This window comes from Micromonospora sp. NPDC007220, from assembly GCF_040634035.1.
Classification (GTDB): Bacteria; Actinomycetota; Actinomycetes; order Mycobacteriales; family Micromonosporaceae; genus Micromonospora; species Micromonospora reichwaldensis.
The window spans coordinates 168,717-184,896 of record NZ_JBEYEU010000003.1 but is presented as its reverse complement, the minus strand read 5'-3'; the positions used below and the strand labels follow the sequence as shown (position 1 = coordinate 184,896).

General features: G+C 70.4%; 12 protein-coding genes. 8 read left to right on the top strand and 4 right to left on the bottom strand.

Going from position 1 to position 16,180, the window contains the following annotated elements:
- Positions 1-68: 68 nt before the first annotated feature.
- Entirely contained in the window at positions 69-1,520 is a 1,452-nt protein-coding gene (gene hflX / locus ABZ573_RS09210) for a GTPase HflX (protein ID WP_327030861.1), read from the top strand.
- A gap of 51 nt (positions 1,521-1,571) precedes the next feature.
- A complete protein-coding gene (locus ABZ573_RS09205) occupies positions 1,572-3,350 on the top strand; it encodes a hypothetical protein (protein ID WP_358117017.1) in 1,779 nt (592 codons plus the stop codon).
- A gap of 164 nt (positions 3,351-3,514) precedes the next feature.
- Here ABZ573_RS09205 and lexA read toward each other — a convergent pair whose 3' ends face one another.
- Positions 3,515-4,297 (bottom strand): transcriptional repressor LexA, encoded by a 783-nt coding sequence (gene lexA, locus ABZ573_RS09200; protein WP_151452422.1) that lies wholly within the window; start codon positions 4,295-4,297, stop codon positions 3,515-3,517.
- 600 nt (positions 4,298-4,897) lie between these two features.
- Here lexA and nrdR point away from each other — a divergent pair.
- The 4 genes from nrdR (at position 4,898) to ABZ573_RS09180 (ending at position 10,072) form a co-directional block, all read left to right on the top strand.
- Positions 4,898-5,398: a transcriptional regulator NrdR gene (nrdR, locus tag ABZ573_RS09195; protein WP_132232964.1), complete on the top strand. Its 501-nt coding sequence runs from the start codon at positions 4,898-4,900 to the stop codon at positions 5,396-5,398.
- 67 nt (positions 5,399-5,465) lie between these two features.
- Positions 5,466-8,339 (top strand): vitamin B12-dependent ribonucleotide reductase, encoded by a 2,874-nt coding sequence (locus ABZ573_RS09190; protein ID WP_358117014.1) that lies wholly within the window; start codon positions 5,466-5,468, stop codon positions 8,337-8,339.
- A 117-nt stretch (positions 8,340-8,456) separates the two neighbouring features.
- On the top strand, positions 8,457-8,981 hold the full coding sequence (locus tag ABZ573_RS09185; RefSeq protein WP_358117011.1) for an AAA family ATPase: 525 nt from the start codon (positions 8,457-8,459) through the stop codon (positions 8,979-8,981).
- 155 nt (positions 8,982-9,136) lie between these two features.
- The gene (locus ABZ573_RS09180; RefSeq protein WP_358117008.1) at positions 9,137-10,072 is read left to right on the top strand and encodes a DUF2332 domain-containing protein; all 936 of its coding nucleotides are present in this window, start codon (positions 9,137-9,139) and stop codon (positions 10,070-10,072) included.
- A 46-nt stretch (positions 10,073-10,118) separates the two neighbouring features.
- Here ABZ573_RS09180 and ABZ573_RS09175 read toward each other — a convergent pair whose 3' ends face one another.
- The gene (locus ABZ573_RS09175; protein WP_151452426.1) at positions 10,119-10,436 is read right to left on the bottom strand and encodes a TraR/DksA C4-type zinc finger protein; all 318 of its coding nucleotides are present in this window, start codon (positions 10,434-10,436) and stop codon (positions 10,119-10,121) included.
- A gap of 412 nt (positions 10,437-10,848) precedes the next feature.
- Positions 10,849-12,120: an MFS transporter gene (locus ABZ573_RS09170; RefSeq protein WP_358117005.1), complete on the bottom strand. Its 1,272-nt coding sequence runs from the start codon at positions 12,118-12,120 to the stop codon at positions 10,849-10,851.
- A gap of 309 nt (positions 12,121-12,429) precedes the next feature.
- Between ABZ573_RS09170 and ABZ573_RS09165 the strand changes: the two genes are divergently transcribed.
- Positions 12,430-12,672 (top strand): DUF5522 domain-containing protein, encoded by a 243-nt coding sequence (locus ABZ573_RS09165; RefSeq protein ID WP_358117002.1) that lies wholly within the window; start codon positions 12,430-12,432, stop codon positions 12,670-12,672.
- A 40-nt stretch (positions 12,673-12,712) separates the two neighbouring features.
- On the opposite strand, the gene ABZ573_RS09160 is transcribed toward ABZ573_RS09165, so the two are convergent.
- Positions 12,713-14,104, bottom strand: a complete 1,392-nt coding sequence (locus ABZ573_RS09160; protein ID WP_358116999.1) for a PLP-dependent aminotransferase family protein — start codon at positions 14,102-14,104, stop codon at positions 12,713-12,715.
- Positions 14,105-14,357: 253 nt separating this feature from the next.
- Here ABZ573_RS09160 and ABZ573_RS09155 point away from each other — a divergent pair, with 253 nt between their 5' ends.
- Positions 14,358-16,154: an ABC transporter family substrate-binding protein gene (locus ABZ573_RS09155; RefSeq protein WP_358116996.1), complete on the top strand. Its 1,797-nt coding sequence runs from the start codon at positions 14,358-14,360 to the stop codon at positions 16,152-16,154.
- Positions 16,155-16,180: the final 26 nt, after the last annotated feature.

The following is a 16,180-nucleotide window of genomic DNA, read 5'->3' as shown; positions in this document are numbered from 1 at the left end:
GCGGGTGCGTTCCGCGTTGGCACATGTCAGGATTGCTCGGTACGTGACAGAACGGACAGGAGACCGGCTTGCACAACCAGGAGACCCTTCTTCCCTACGAGGACGACGAGCTCGACGCCACCACCGGTGAGTTCGAGCTGTCGGAGCGGCAGGCGCTGCGGCGGGTCCCCGGCCTCTCCACCGAGCTCGCGGACATCACCGAGGTCGAATACCGCCAGCTGCGCCTGGAGCGCGTGGTCCTCGTCGGCGTCTGGACCGAGGGCTCGCAGAGCGACGCCGAGAACTCCCTCACCGAGCTGGCCGCGCTGGCGGAGACCGCCGGCTCGCAGGTGCTCGAGGGGCTGATCCAGCGGCGCAACCGCCCCGACCCCGCCACCTACGTCGGCCGGGGCAAGGTCGACGACCTCGGCTCGGTGGTGCTCTCCACCGGCGCCGACACGGTGATCTGCGACGGTGAGCTGTCGCCGTCCCAGCTGCGCAACCTGGAGCAGCGCACCAAGGTCAAGGTGGTCGACCGCACCGCGCTGATCCTCGACATCTTCGCCCAGCACGCCAAGAGCAAGGAGGGCAAGGCGCAGGTCGAGCTGGCCCAGCTCGAATACCTGCTGCCGCGCCTGCGCGGTTGGGGTGAGACCCTCTCGCGGCAGACCGGTGGTAGCGGTCGTGGCGGCGGCGCCGGCGGCGGCGTGGGTCTGCGCGGCCCCGGTGAGACGAAGCTGGAGACCGACCGGCGCCGGATCCGCCACCGCATCTCCCGGCTGCGCCGGGAGATCAAGGGCATGCGGACCGTACGCCAGACCAAGCGCGCCAGGCGTTCCCGCAACGCCGTGCCGGCCGTGGCCATCGCCGGCTACACCAACGCCGGCAAGTCGAGCCTGCTCAACCGACTCACCGGGGCGGGCGTGCTGGTGGAGAACGCGCTCTTCGCCACCCTCGACCCGACCACCCGCAAGGCCACCACGGCCGACGGGCGGCTCTACACCCTCTCCGACACGGTCGGGTTCGTCCGGCACCTGCCCCACCAGATCGTCGAGGCGTTCCGCTCGACCCTGGAGGAGGTCGCCGAGGCCGACCTGGTGGTGCACGTCGTCGACGGCACCCACCCGGACCCGGAGGAGCAGGTCCGGGCGGTCCACGAGGTGCTCGCCGAGGTGGGCGCCGACCGGCTGCCCGAGCTGCTGGTGGTCAACAAGACCGACGCGGCCGACGAGGAGACGCTGCTGCGGCTCAAGCGGCTCTGGCCGGAGGCGGTCTTCGTCTCCGCGCACTCGGGTCGCGGAATCGACGGGCTGCGCGAGGCCGTCGAGGCGCGGCTGCCCCGCCCGGCCGTGGAGGTCCGCGCGGTGCTGCCGTACGACCGGGGCGACCTGGTGGCCCGGGTGCACCGTCAGGGCGAGGTGCTGAGCACCTCCCACCTGCCGGAGGGCACCCTGGTGCACGTGCGGGTCGGTGAGGCGCTCGCCGCCGAGTTGGCGCCGTTCCGGGCGGACGAGGACCAGGCGGTCGCGGGCGCCCGGTGACGCCCTCCCGGCGTCACGCGTCGGAAACGCCCGGCATGCGACACTGATTCAATGCGCCGCGCTGTTTCTTCGGTCACGGTCGCCCTCGGCTTGCTGGGGGCGACCGTGGCGTGTACCGGAGTCGCCCTGGCGGCGGCGCCCGCCTCGGCCGCGTCCCCACTCGCGGCAGCTCCCGGCAAGAAGCGGTGCACGGTCACCGACGAGCGGCTGCGGGAGCTGTCGGGCCTGGTGGCCACCAAGAGCGGCTACATCGTGATCAACGACGGCACCGACGTGGAGAGCCGCAAGCGGATCTTCTTCCTCGACACCAAGTGCGGGATCGCGAAGGAGCCGGTCCGCTACTCGGGTCAGGGGCCGTTCGACACCGAGGACCTGGCGCTCTCCCCGGACGGCACGACGATCTGGATCGCCGACACCGGTGACAACGTCACCAGCCGGGAGCGTCGCCCGCGGGTGGCGCTGTGGAGCATGCCGGTCAATGGGTCGAAGCGGCCGGTGCTGCACCGGCTCTCCTACCCGGAGGGCAAGCCGCACGACGCCGAGGCGCTGCTGATCGGCGACGACGGCAACCCGTTGATCATCACCAAGGTGATGTCCGGCAAGGCCCAGATCTTCACCCCCGCCGAGAAGATGAAGAGCGGGGACACCCCGGCCGTGCCGATGAAACAGGTCGGCGAGATCAGCCTGCCGGAGACGGACACGGACAACCGGCTCGGCGCCCCCGGCCGCGTCGCGATCACCGGCGCGGCCCGGTCCCCCGACGGCTCCCGGGTGGTGGTACGCACCTACGCCGACGCCTTCGAGTACGACGTGACCGACGGCAACGTCGTGGCGGCCCTGACCAGCGGCAAGCCCCGGGTGACGGCGCTCGCCGACCCGTTCGGTGAGGCGATCACCTACAGCCCCGACGGCAAGACCTTCCTGACCGTCTCCGACGGCGGCCAGCTCGACGAGGACGCGCCGATCGACATCCTCGGCTACACACCCTCCGCGGAGGGCGCGAAGCCGGTGGCCGGCGGTGGCGGCGCGCCGAAGAAGGCCGGCCAGTCCTGGGTCGACGGCCTGAGCCTGAGCGACATCACGTACCTGATCGCGGCCGTGGGGGTGATCGGTGCGCTGATGGTGGCGGCGGGTGTCTTCGGCATCCTCCGGTCCCGGCGCAAGCCGGCGCCTCCCCGCGACGACGACGGTGCCGACCGCGACGACGTCCCCGCCGACGACCGGCGTGGGCCGGCGGACGACGGCTTCCTTCCGCCGGGCGACCGGGGCCGGGGCGGCGTCTACGGCGGTGCGCCGGCGGCCGGGGTCTACGGCGGCCCGGCCGGTGGGCGCGGCGGTCCCGCGCCGGCCGGCGGGGGACCCGGTGGCGCCCGCCCGGCCGGTGGGGGCGTCTACGGTGGCGCCCGTCCGGCTGCCGGCGGCGGGGTCTACGGCGGCGGTCGCCCGCCTGTGGACGGGCCGCCCAGCCTGGGCGGTCCGCCGCCAGGCGGCGGTGGTCGCCAGGGTGGTGGCGGTGGCCGTCAGGGTGGTGGCCGTCAGGGTGGCGGCGGTGGCCGTCAGGGCGGTGGCGGGCGTCAGGGTGGTGGCGGACGCCAGGGTGGCGGTGGTCGCCAGGGCGACGGTCGTCCCGGTGGCGGTGTCTACGGGGGCGGCGGGCAGCCGGGCGGTGGCGTCTACGGCGGTGGCCGGGCGGAGCCGCCGCGTCGGGGCGACGAATCGGACCCCCGTGGCCAGCGGCCGGTCCGCCGGCGCGACGACGGCCCCGACGACGGTCGCGGTTACGGTCACGTGCCAGGTGGTGGCCGGGGCTACCGGGGCGACCGCTACTGAGGCTGGGCCTGCCGGAGCGACGGCTAGTGAGACTGGGCCTGCCGGGGCGACCGCTACCGGGGCGCTGGGCCCTGCCGGAGACGGCAACGGACGCTCAGAGCCCGCAGTCGAGCGGCACGGCGCCCGGGTGACCGCCGACGGCGGCCACCCGGCGCGGTGGCGGATCAGATGCGGCGCAGCACCGCGACGACCCGGCCCATGATCGTGGCGTCGTCGCCGGGGATCGGGTCGAAGGCCGGGTTCTGCGGCATGAGCCAGACGTGCCCGTCGCGGCGGCGGTAGGTCTTCACGGTCGCCTCGCCGTCGAGCATGGCGGCGACGATGTCGCCGGCCTCGGCGGTCGGCTGCTGCCGGACCACGACCCAGTCGCCGTCGCAGATCGCCGCGTCCAGCATCGAGTCGCCCTTGACCTGGAGCATGAAGACCTCGCCCTCACCCACCAGCTCGCGGGGGAGGGGGAAGATGTCCTCCACGGCCTGCTCGGCCAGGATCGGGCCACCGGCCGCGATCCGGCCCAGCATCGGCACGTAGGCCGGGGCGGGACGCTGCGAGCGGGCCAGTTCGTCGTCGACCTCGGCGGGCGCCCGGACGTCCACGGCGCGCGGCCGGTTGGGGTCGCGGCGCAGGAAGCCCTTCTTCTCCAGCTCCTTGAGCTGGTAGGCGACGCTGGACGGCGAGACCAGGCCGACGGCCTCGCCGATCTCGCGCACGCTCGGCGGGTAGCCGTGCCGCTCGACCCAGCTGCGGATGAACTCCAGGATCCGGCGCTGCCGGGCGGTGAGATCCACCGTCGCGGGGTCGGGGAAGGCACTGACCACCGGGGTGACCGGGCGCACGGCGGGCTGCCCGGTCCGGCTGCGCGCGGCGCCCCGGCGTCGGGTGGCCGGCGGTCCCGCCTCGGTGATCTGCTGCGGGCTCTTCGGCCGGCTGGCCCGATCCTCGGTCACGTCCGTCCTCCCTGGTCGGCGCTGGGTGCCTTGGCGGCTCGTGGTGCGTGCGGGGGTGCTGGTGTGCGGTGATGCTGGTGCGTGCGGTGGTGCAGGTGACCGGTGGACGGAGGATTCCGCGCCCGGTTGTTCAAGACCGTATAGGTGAGATCGGTCATTTTCAAACATCTGTACGACCTTGCTCGGCGTGTCGGGGTGAAAAACCGCTCCGCTCGTACTCGTGTTCTGATAAATGGTACGCCGGGTCGAACGGGTGTTCGACTTTCGTCCGATCGTCGGCCGTTTCGCACCGGCCGGACCGGTAACCCGCAGGGGCGTCGGACGGTTGGTCCTGCGGCGGGTTGCGGTGCCGGTCGATCCCGGAGTCGGGTGACGCGCCGGACACGCCGGCCAACTTGACCTCCGATCCGCAGCGGCCTACGGTCAACCCCTAGATGTAGTAGTCACACGGGCGTAAGTCGCCTACAGGTTGGGTTCGACTACCCACCGCACTCCGGCACCGTCGACACGGCGAAGACCATCGGCAGATGGCTCCGTCGCGCTGACGCGTGCCCGGCGAGCGGTCGGCGGGCCCGCGATCGACGAAGGAGGTCGGGTGCGATGCGGTGTCCGTACTGCCGGCACGCCGACTCCCGGGTGGTCGACTCGCGGGAGGCCGACGACGGCCAGTTGATCCGCCGGCGGCGATCCTGCCCGGAGTGCGGCAAGCGGTTCACCACCGTCGAGGAGGCGGTCCTCGCGGTCGTCAAGCGCAGCGGGGTGACCGAGCCGTTCAGCCGTACGAAGATCGTCGGCGGGGTGCGCAAGGCGTGCCAGGGCCGGCCCGTGGACGACGACTCGCTCGCGCTGCTCGCGCAGAAGGTCGAGGAGACCGTCCGGGCCAAGGGGGCCGCCGAGATCCCCAGCCACGAGGTGGGGCTGGCCATCCTGGGCCCGCTACGGGACCTGGACGAGGTCGCCTACATGCGGTTCGCCAGCGTCTACCGGTCGTTCGACTCGCTCGCCGACTTCGAGCGCGAGATCGAGACGCTGCGAGCCGCCGCGCGCGCCCGGGAGGGCGCCGGGGCCGACGCGGCCGAGGCCGCCGGCCGTACCAGTTGAATTCTTCGCAGTTTGTTGACAGTCGGATCGGGCGGCGGGTGGCCGTGCGGACGAGGGGGCGGATGAGATGTCGGGGGACGGTGTGACAACCAGCAGGGCACGCAACAAGGCCGGCGCGGGGCTCAAGATCGAGCGGGTCTGGACGACCGAGGGGGTGCACCCCTACGACGAGGTCGCCTGGGAGCGCCGCGACATCGTCATGACCAACTGGCGGGACGGCTCGGTCAACTTCGAGCAGCGCGGCGTCGAGTTCCCGGAGTCGTGGAGCGTCAACGCGGCGAACATCGTGACCACCAAGTACTTCCGGGGCGCCGTGGGCACCCCGGAGCGGGAGTGGTCGCTGCGGCAGTTGATCGACCGGGTGGTCACCACCTACCGCACGGCGGGTGAGGAGTACGGCTACTTCGCCGGCCCGGCCGACGCCGAGATCTTCGCCCACGAGCTGACCTGGATGCTGCTGCACCAGGTGTTCAGCTTCAACTCGCCCGTCTGGTTCAACGTCGGCACGCCCTCGCCGCAGCAGGTCAGCGCCTGCTTCATCCTGGCCGTCGACGACTCGATGGACTCCATCCTGGACTGGTACAAGGAGGAGGGGCTGATCTTCAAGGGCGGCTCCGGCTCCGGCGTGAACCTGTCCCGGATCCGCTCCTCCCGCGAGCTGCTCTCCTCCGGCGGCAACGCCTCCGGCCCGGTCAGCTTCATGCGCGGCGCGGACGCCTCCGCCGGCACCATCAAGTCCGGCGGCGCCACCCGGCGCGCGGCGAAGATGGTCATCCTCGACGTGGACCACCCGGACATCCAGGAGTTCGTGGTCACCAAGGCGCGCGAGGAGGACAAGATCCGCGCGCTGCGCGACGCCGGGTTCGACATGGACCTCGGCGGCGCCGACATCGTCAGCGTGCAGTACCAGAACGCCAACAACTCCGTCCGGGTCTCGGACGAGTTCATGACCGCGGTGGAGAACGGCGGCGGCTTCGACCTGCGCGGCCGGCTCGACGGCTCGGTGATCGAGACCATCGACGCCAAGAACCTGTTCCGCAGCATCTCCCAGGCCGCCTGGGAGTGCGCCGATCCCGGCCTGCAGTACGACGACACGATCAACGACTGGCACACCTGCCCGGAGACCGGGCGGATCACCGCGTCGAACCCGTGCTCGGAGTACCTGCACCTGGACAACTCCTCGTGCAACCTCGCCTCGCTCAACCTGATGAAGTTCCTCCGCGCCGACGGCGGCTTCGAGGTGGAGAAGTTCGTCCGGTCCGTCGAGTTCGTCATCACCGCGATGGACATCTCGATCTGCTTCGCCGACTTCCCGACCGAGAAGATCGGCGAGACCACCCGCGCCTACCGGCAGCTGGGCATCGGCTACGCCAACCTCGGCGCCCTGCTGATGGCCTCCGGCCTGCCCTACGACTCGGAGCAGGGCCGCTCGGTCGCCGCGGCGATCACCTCGCTGATGACCGGCACCGCGTACCGCCGCTCGGCCGAGCTGGCCGGCGTCGTCGGCGCGTACGACGGCTATGCCCGCAACGCCGAGCCGCACAAGCGGGTCATGCGCAAGCACGCCGCCGCCAACGACGAGATCAAGCCCTCGGGCACGGTGGCCACCGCGATCGTCCGTGAGGCGACGAAGCAGTGGACCCAGGGCAACAAGATCGGTGACAAGTTCGGCTGGCGCAACTCCCAGGCCAGCGTGCTCGCGCCGACCGGCACCATCGGCTTCATGATGGACTGCGACACCACCGGCGTGGAGCCGGACCTGGCGCTGGTCAAGTTCAAGAAGCTGGTCGGCGGCGGCTCGATGCAGATCGTCAACCAGACGGTGCCGCGCGCCCTGCGTAGCCTCGGCTACCCCGAGGAGCAGGTCGAGGCGATCGTGGAGCACATCGCCGACCAAGGCCACGTGGTCGACGCCCCGGGCCTGAAGCCGGAGCACTACCCGGTCTTCGACTGCGCGATGGGCGAGCGGTCCATCGCCCCGATGGGTCACGTGCGGATGATGGCGGCCGTCCAGCCGTTCGTCTCCGGCGCCATCTCCAAGACGGTCAACATGCCGGAGCAGGCGACCGTCGAGGACGTCGAGAAGATCTACTTCGAGGGCTGGAAGCTGGGCCTCAAGGCGTTGGCGATCTACCGCGACAACTGCAAGGTCGGCCAGCCGCTGTCGGTGGCGAAGTCCAACAAGGCCACCGAGGCCGCCCCCGCCGAGGTGGAGAAGGTCGTCGAGAAGGTCGTCGAGTACCGCCCGGTGCGCAAGCGGCTGCCGAAGAAGCGCCCGTCCCAGACGGTCAGCTTCTCCGTCGGCGGCGCCGAGGGCTACCTCACCGCCTCGTCCTACCCGGACGACGGCCTCGGCGAGGTCTTCCTCAAGATGTCGAAGCAGGGCTCGACCCTGGCCGGCGTGATGGACGCCTTCTCGGTGGCCATCTCCATCGGTCTCCAGTACGGCGTCCCGCTGGAGACGTACGTCAGCAAGTTCACCAACATGCGCTTCGAGCCGGCCGGCATGACCGACGACCCGGACGTTCGGATGGCCGCCTCGGTGATGGACTACATCTTCCGTCGCCTGGCGCTGGACTTCCTGCCGTACGAGCGCCGCGCGGAACTGGGCATCTTCACCGCCAGCGAGCGGGCCACCCAGCTCCGGGCCGAGGCGGAGGCGGAGGCGAGCGGTGCGGACCTCACCGCGATGGCCGCCTCCGCCCCGGTCGAGGCGCCGACCGAGCCGAAGACCGGCCCGATCGCCCAGCCGGCGCAGGAGACCGCCGACGTTGCCGCCGCCAAGCCGGCGCCGTCCGTGGGTTCCAGCACCGAACTGCTGGAGGCCGTGATCGGCAAGGCCGCCGACGCGCCGCTCTGCTTCACCTGCGGTACGAAGATGCGCCCGGCCGGTAGCTGCTACGTCTGCGAGGGCTGCGGCTCCACCAGCGGCTGCAGCTGACGTACGAGTGACAAGGTGGGCCGGTGGACATCCGCCGGCCCACCTTGCTTGCTCCGCGACAAGCAGGCCCAGCCACAAGGCCGGCGCGTCGGCGGCACGGCGTTAGCATCGAGTCCCATGATCGTATGGATCAATGGCACCCACGGCGCAGGCAAGACAACGACCAGTGCCCTCGTGCAGCAACTGATCCCGGGCTCGCGGGTGTTCGACGCCGAGAAGGTCGGCGAAACACTCATGGACATCACGCCGGGGCTGCCCGAAACGGACAATTTCCAGCACTTGCCGCCGTGGCGGCAGTTGGTCGTCGAGACCGCTCGACGCGTCCTCGACTACACCGGCGGCACTCTGGTGGTGCCCATGACTGTCCTGGTCGAGCAGTACTGGCGTGAGATCAGCGCTGGCCTCGCCCAACATGCCATCCCGGTGAGGCACTTCGTGCTCCATGCCGACCGCGACACACTTCGCGGGCGCATCGAGGGGGAACATCCCGTCCCTTCACCATTTCGTCTCAGGTACCTCGATGCCTATTCGGAGGCGGCCCGCACGTGGTTGCACGCCGAGGCCGAGGTCGTCGACACCACGCACCTCACTCCCGCACAGGCCGCCCTACACATCGCAGTGGCCGTGGGGAGTGAGAGTTGAGCGTGATCGAGGGCGCGCCGGTGTCGTTGTGCGTCTACACGTGGTCCTACCTGGCGTGGCGGCCGAGGACCTGACCCATATCCCCGCTGGGCTGTTGCACCGGCATTTCCTGGGGGTGGCTCCGGTCGTGAGGCATCGACTGCGATCATCGGAGCATGACGATTGCCGAGAGCTACGTCGAGTTCGCCACCCGGGAGGCGCGCGGCGTGTCGCCGGCGTACGAGCGCCTGTCCCTCGTCGTCTCCCGCGACGACGAACTGCTGGCCCTGCTCGCCGCGCTCCCGCCGGCCAGGCGGCAGCCGAACCTGCTGTTCGGCGTCGTACGACTGCTCGGCGGGCCGGTCGACGACCCGGCGGCCTTCCGCGACTTCGCGCTGGCGAACTGGCCGGCGATCGAGGCGGAACTGCGCACCCGCGCGACCCAGACGAACGAGCCCGGGCGGTGTGCCGTACTGCTGCCCGTGCTCGCCGCGTTGCCGCAGCCGCTGGCGTTGCTGGAGGTCGGCGCGTCCGCCGGGCTCTGCCTCTACCCCGACCGGTACGCCTACCGCTACGGCGACCACGCGCTCGGCGCGGGCGAACCGGTCCTCGGTTGCGCGGCCTCCGGCCTGGCCCCGCCGGACCGGCTACCGGAGGTGGTGTGGCGGGCCGGCCTGGACCTCAATCCGCTGCGGGTGACCGAGCCGGCGGACGTGGCCTGGCTCGACGCCCTCATCTGGCCGGAGCACACGCACCGCCGCGCCCGGCTGCGGGCCGCCGCGGCCGTCGCCGCGGCCGACCCGCCGCTGCTCACCCGCGGCGACCTGGCGGACGACCTGCCCGCGCTGGCCACGCGGGCGCCGGCGGGCGCGACGCTCGTGGTGTTCCACACCTCCGTGCTCTACCAGGTGCCGGCGCCGCGCCGGGCGGCGTTCGCCGACGCGGTACGCCGCCTGCCCGGCCACTGGATCTCCAACGAGTCTCCGGACGTGCTGCCCCACGACGCGTTGCCGGAGCCGCCGGACGAGGCGCTGTACAACGTGCTCGCGCTGGACGGCCGGCCACTCGCCTGGACGAGCCCGCACGGGCAGGCGATGACCTGGTTCGGGTGACCCGACGGGCTGCCGTGCCGTGCGCCGGCACGGCAGCCCGCGTACGTCACTGCTGCTTCTGCTGGCAGGGCACGCAGAAGCGGGCGTGCGGCAGCACCTCCAGGCGCTCCCGGGGGATCGCGGCGGAGCAGCGCTCGCAGATGCCGTAGCGGCCCTCGGCGAGGCGGCGCAGCGCCCCGCTGACCTGCTCGATGCTCCGCCGGGTGGCGGCGATCAGCGCGCTCTGGGTGTGCGCCTCGCCCGGGTCGCCGGTGTCGGCGGTGAGCTGCGTCAGCCGGACGGTCTGCGCCTCGAAGTCGTTGGTCAGTGTCGTACGCAGGTCGTCGAGCCACTTCTGCTCGCTGGACTGGGTGGGCGTGGTCATGGCGTAGCTCCTCGGGAAAAAGAAAAAAGGCCGAAGCTGGATAGCTTCGCCCTGGTGGCCGTTCGCAAGAGTTGCAATCGGTTCACGGAGGGCCACGTCCGGCGGGGCTCGGCAGTCGGGAGGCGACCGAGCCGGCGCACGACGGTGCGACCGCGGATCGCACCACCCGGGTCGCCACGTTCACCCGCAGGGCGCACCGGCAGACAGCAGCGGGCGCCGCCGTCACCACGACGGCGGTGCTGATCTGCTGACCGGTCGAACACATGCAGCCACCATAGGCCGGGCGGGGCGGAAAGCCAACGTGCTTCCGTGCGCACGGAAGACGGCCCGGTGCCCGGGGCCACCCGGCGCAGCGTGCGACCTGATCGGCCGGCGTCGGGTTCCGCCCGGAGCCAGGGCTGGCATCGACCGGTCAGGCCGCCGGCATGTCCCGCATCCGCCGCAGCGGGGAGAGGACGACGAAGAGCGCGGCGCTCCACGTGCCGAGGACGCAGATCCACAGCGCCGGCCGCAGCCCGAGCTGGCTGGCGAGCGCGCCGCCGGTGAGCGCGCCGAGCGGGATCACGCCGAAACAGACCCAGAGGAACGCCGCGTTCACCCGGCCCAGCAGGGCGGGCGGTGTGATCCGCTGCCGGTACGTCAGGGTGGCCACGTTGTAGAGCACCGCGTTGGCGGAGAACGCGGCCAGGCCGATGCCGTAGAGCAGCATCCCCCAGCCGGGCCGAGCCAGGGGCATGAGCAGGTAGAGCGGGCCCGGGGCGGCCATCGCCACCCAGATCACCCGGGCCGAGCCGAGCCACGCGGTCAACCGGCCGGCGAACGCGCCGACCACGAGGCCGCCCACCGCGCTGACCGAGAAGACGAGCCCGACCAGCGCCGGCGTGGCGTGCAGCTCCTCGAGCAGGAAGACCACCTCGATGGAGCCGGACGCCATGACGAAGAAGTTCGAGGCGGTGGTGCAGGCGAGGATGCTGCGCAGGATCGGCTGGCGGCGGATGAAGCCCAGCCCTTCGGTCATCTCCACCCGCAGCGGCACCCGGTCGCGCCGGGGCGCGGGCTCGCCCGGGGCCTCCCGGATCAGCAGCAGGGTCAACCCGCTCACGGCGAAGGCGAGGCCGGTGACGACGAAGGTCCTCGCGGCGCCGACGAGCCCGACGAGCACGCCGCCGATCGTCGGACCGACGAGCTCGGCGGAATCCTGGCTGACGGTGAGCTTCGCGTTGGCGTCCACGAGCCGGTCCGGCGGCACCAGCCTCGGCAGCATGCTCTTGTGGGCCACGGTGAACAGGACGGTGAGCACGCCGGAGATCCCGACCACCGCGTACAGGAAGCCGAGGGTGAGCAGGTCGGCCAGGGCGACCACCGGCACCGACAGCAGCAACGCCGCGCGGCCCAGGTCGCAGGCGACCATCAGCCGCCGCTGGTCGACCCGGTCGGCGAGGATCCCGGCGGGCAGGGAGAAGATCAGGTACGGCAGCCAGGCGAGCGCGGTCAGCAGCGCGACCTGGAAGACGCTGGCGTCGAGCGTGCCGACGGCGAGCAGCGGAACCGCCACGTTGGAGACCCGGGTGCCCAGCTCGCTGACCGTCTGCCCGGCCAGGAGCAGCCCGAAGTTGCGGCTGCGCAGCAGCGAGGGCCGTCTCGGGGCGGCACCCCCGACAGGTGTGGTCGCCTGCTGCGTCACGTCGGCTCCCCGGCCCGCGTCAGCGAACGCCGTGCTGGCGTCGGCGACGCCCCGGGGGTTGACGCGCGTCGCGGGCGCCCGGCCCGGCGATGGTCCATCGGGTCAGCCTGCCGGCCCCGCCCGGACCGACGCCACCGGTTAACGGCCGGCGCCACCGGCGTGGTGTTCACCCAGGGCACCGACACGCTGGCCGAGTCGGCGTTCCTCGCCGATCTGGCTCGGCGCCCCGTCCCGGCCCCCGAGCCGGTCCGTGCCGACGCGTCGACCGGCCTGGAACAGGGGCGACGAACGCGTGTCTAGACTGCGCCGGTGACCGGAGAGCGGCGACCGCTGGCGGACCGGCCGCTGACCGAGCCCCACCCGTCCCGGCTGCCGCCGGAGCACCCGGAACGGGAGCGGATCCTGGCCGCGCACGCCGCAGCCCTGACCGCCGGCGAGGCCGGCTACCTTGACCCGACCAGTGGCCTCTTCGTGCTCAGCGCGGGTTTCCTGGCCCGGCGCGGCATCTGCTGCGGTCGCGGCTGCCGGCACTGCCCGTACGTCGACGACTGACACGGCAGAACGGCAAGCTGATCTACCGACAACCCGGCACTCACCGGTGGACCGAGACTGAGGAGATCTCGCCAACCTTCGCGGGCAACTGACACGCCTCGGCGATCAATCGGGCCGTGGGGTCCAGGCCACGGCCCAGTGCGGTGCCGTTTATGTGCACGTGCTGCTGCAGGACCGGTCCCGCTTCGAAGAAGCTGCCGGGGTGTACGACGATGCCGTGCCGGCTGAGTCGTGTACAGACCGAATGCTCGTCGGGAACGGGCAGCCAGATGTGCGGTCCGTCAGTCGTTTCAACGTCGAACCCGTAGCTGGCGAGGGCCTGGCTGAATGCGGCATGTCGCCGTCTGCACTCGATGACGAATTTACTCGTGTGGCGTTTCGCTCTGGCGTCGGTCAATTGGAATGCCAACGCGAGCTGGAGAATTCGACTGACCCATCGAGATGAGTAGGTGAGCCGCATCCACATCATTTCGATGTATTCCGGGCCGCCGCCGACCACGGCGACGCGCAGGTCCGCGCCAAAGAAGAAGTTGTAACTCTGCATGTGGACGACCCGGCTCGGCAGGTGGTTCGCCAGGGACCGCTGTCGAGACCGCATCAGCGGGGTCAGTGACAGCTCAAAGATCGGAAACGACTCGTCGCGGAGCAGCGCCGCAGCGGCCTCGATCCAGTTGTCGTCCACGGTCCGGCCCGAGGGGGCGCTCCCATTCGGCTGGTAGATCATCGCGGCCGGCTTGCTGATCAACGCCACCCGCAACTGGTCCAGGTCGGGGCCGTTCGCCTGGTACCGGATCGGGACGGCGGTGGCGCCGATGGACTCAAGGATGTCGAGCACCCGCGCCTGGCTGGGCGACTCGATGATCACCCGGTCGCCGGGGCGAGCCACCGAGGTGAGCGCCAGTTCGAGGGCGTCAATGGGGCCGTGGGTGGCGAGGAAGTGATTGGTCTCGGACGGCCAGTACGGCCGGACGGATGCCGCCAGCTCGGGCGTGATGGGATCGGCAAAGGTGTTGTGCAGGGCGGGGCTGCCGAGCGCGTACTCAAGAGCCGGAGCCAGATCCGGCGGCGTCAGGTCGTCGCTGCGCAGGTTTCCCAGGTCGATCGGCATCGTTGACGACGTGCGGACCATGCTGTCGAACCGTCGGGCCCGCGGGGGTTGCGGTGGCCCCAGGACGAAGGTGCCACCCCGACGCCGGGTCTCAATCACGTACCGCAGGCTGAGGGTCTTCCATGCCTGCGCCACGGCCGATCGGCTCATCCCCAACTGGGTCGCCAGATCCCGCACCGTGGGCAGCTGGGACTGTGCCGGCAGTTCGCCCGAGGCGATCATGTCGATGATCGCGCGAGCCAGCGCGTTGGCGGTACGCAGCGTGAGCTGTGACTGAATGAGCCGCAGGCATTCCTCGCTGTCCAGCGGCGCCGGTGGTGTCACGGTTTGTGTCCTCTGATGACGGTGTGCGCCAGAAGTGATTCGGGCGAAGGGGCATGCCGGTGCTGACTGTAGTGCCTCAGGTGGGGGTCGAACCGGGGCGTAGCGCTCGCCCGCTGTGGGTCCTTCCGGGGGCAGGGGCGGGTCGGAGTCAGCCGAGGAACATGTCGTGGCTGGTCAAACAACCCGCCGGCTAATATGTCCATGGACATTTCTCTGTTGACCAGAACATAACCCGAACTTAGCTTCATGTGCGTTGACCTCGCACTTCGGGGTTCCTGCTGCGGAGTCCAGCCACCCTGGCAGCCGCCGCCTGAGTCGCGCCGCATTCAACGAAAGCCGCATACCACTCATTCAGCTCAGAGGACGTGTGCCAGTGAAAACCCCTCGACGCCTCGTGGCCGTTGTCGCGCTTGCCGCGCTCGCCGGGATGGCCGGCTGCACCAAGATCGCCGACGACAAGCCCAACGCTCCGACCTCTTCGACCGAGGTCACGGACGGCGGGACGCTCACCATCGCCGCTGCCAGCGCCCCCGTGGACTGGAACCCGCTGTCGGCCGCCGGTGACACCACCGGCCAGCGCCAGCAGCAGTGGCCGTTCTATCCACACCCGTTCCTGACCAACCCGGACACCACCGTGGTGCTCAACAAGGCACTCCTGGAATCGGGAGAGGTGGTCAGCACCGACCCGATGAAGGTCGAATACAAGATCCAACCGAAGGCCGTCTGGTCCGATGGCACACCCATCACCGGCAAGGACTTCGAGTACACGCAGGCCGTGCAGGACCCGAAGAAGTGCGCCGAGTGCAAGGCCGCCTTCACCGAGGGCTACTCGCTGATCACGTCCGTCGACACCAGCGCGGACGGCAAGACGGTGACGATGACCTACTCGCAGCCGTTCGCCCAGTGGCAGGCGCTGTTCAACTACATCCTGCCGGCGCACGTGGCCGCGTCGTACGGGAACCTGGCGACCTCGTTCAACGACGGTTTCGGCAAGAACGTGCCGAAGTTCTCGGGCGGCCCGTACCTGGTGAAGGAATACCAGGACGGCGTTTCGATGACGATGGTCAAGAACCCCAAGTGGTACGGCGACCCGGTGCACCTGGACACCATCAACACCCGCTACATCGCCGGTCAGGGCGCACAGATCACCGCGCTGCAGAACGGTGAGATCGACCTCGCGTACCAGAACCCGACGGTCGACACCGTCAACCAGGTGAGGGCCATGAACAACATGACCGTCCTGCTCGGTTCGACGCTCACCTACTTCCACCTCGGCATGAAGACCACCGGCGACGTGATGAGCGACCCGGCGCTACGCAAGGCCATTTCCACCGGGCTCAACCTGGACGATATGCGCAAGCGCACCGTGGGCCAGTTCGCCCCGGATCAGCCGACCTCGAAGAGCAGTGTGTACGTGCCCGGGCAGAAGGTGGGTGGCATCCCCGCCTACCGTGAGAACACCGAAGAGCTCAACATCGGCAAGGGTGACACCAAGGCTGCTCTCGATATCCTTGAGAAGGCTGGATACAAGATCACCGACGGCAAGCTGATCCTCCCGGACGGCAAGCCGCTGCGTGACCTGAAGATGCTGACCCTGTCCACCGATGTCCTTCGCATGGAACTCGCGCAGATCACCCAGTCGCAGCTCAAGCCGCTGGGCATCACCGTGACCATCGACGCCGCCGACGGCGCCCGCTACTCTCCCGCGCTGCGGGCGGGCAGCTTCGACATCATGGCCACCGGCACCGCCCTCGACCTGGGCTCGCTCTCCCTCCAGCAGTGGTACGGCACCAAGGCCGCCCGCTCGTTCGGCTACTCGTCGCCGGAGGCGGATCGACTCTTCGCGGCAGCCGCGACGGAGCTGGACCCGCAGAAGCAGATCGATCTGATGAATGAGATCGACCGGACGCTCATGTCCGACGGTGTGGTGCTGCCGCTGTTCGCCAGTCCGCAGATGGCCGCGTATCCCAGCAAGTTCGGCAACATCTTCATCAATCCCAGCAAGTACGGAACCACGATGAATATCGAGCAGTGGGGACTTCGTAAGTAGTTCTCTGCTCAGCGAGAGAGGAACCG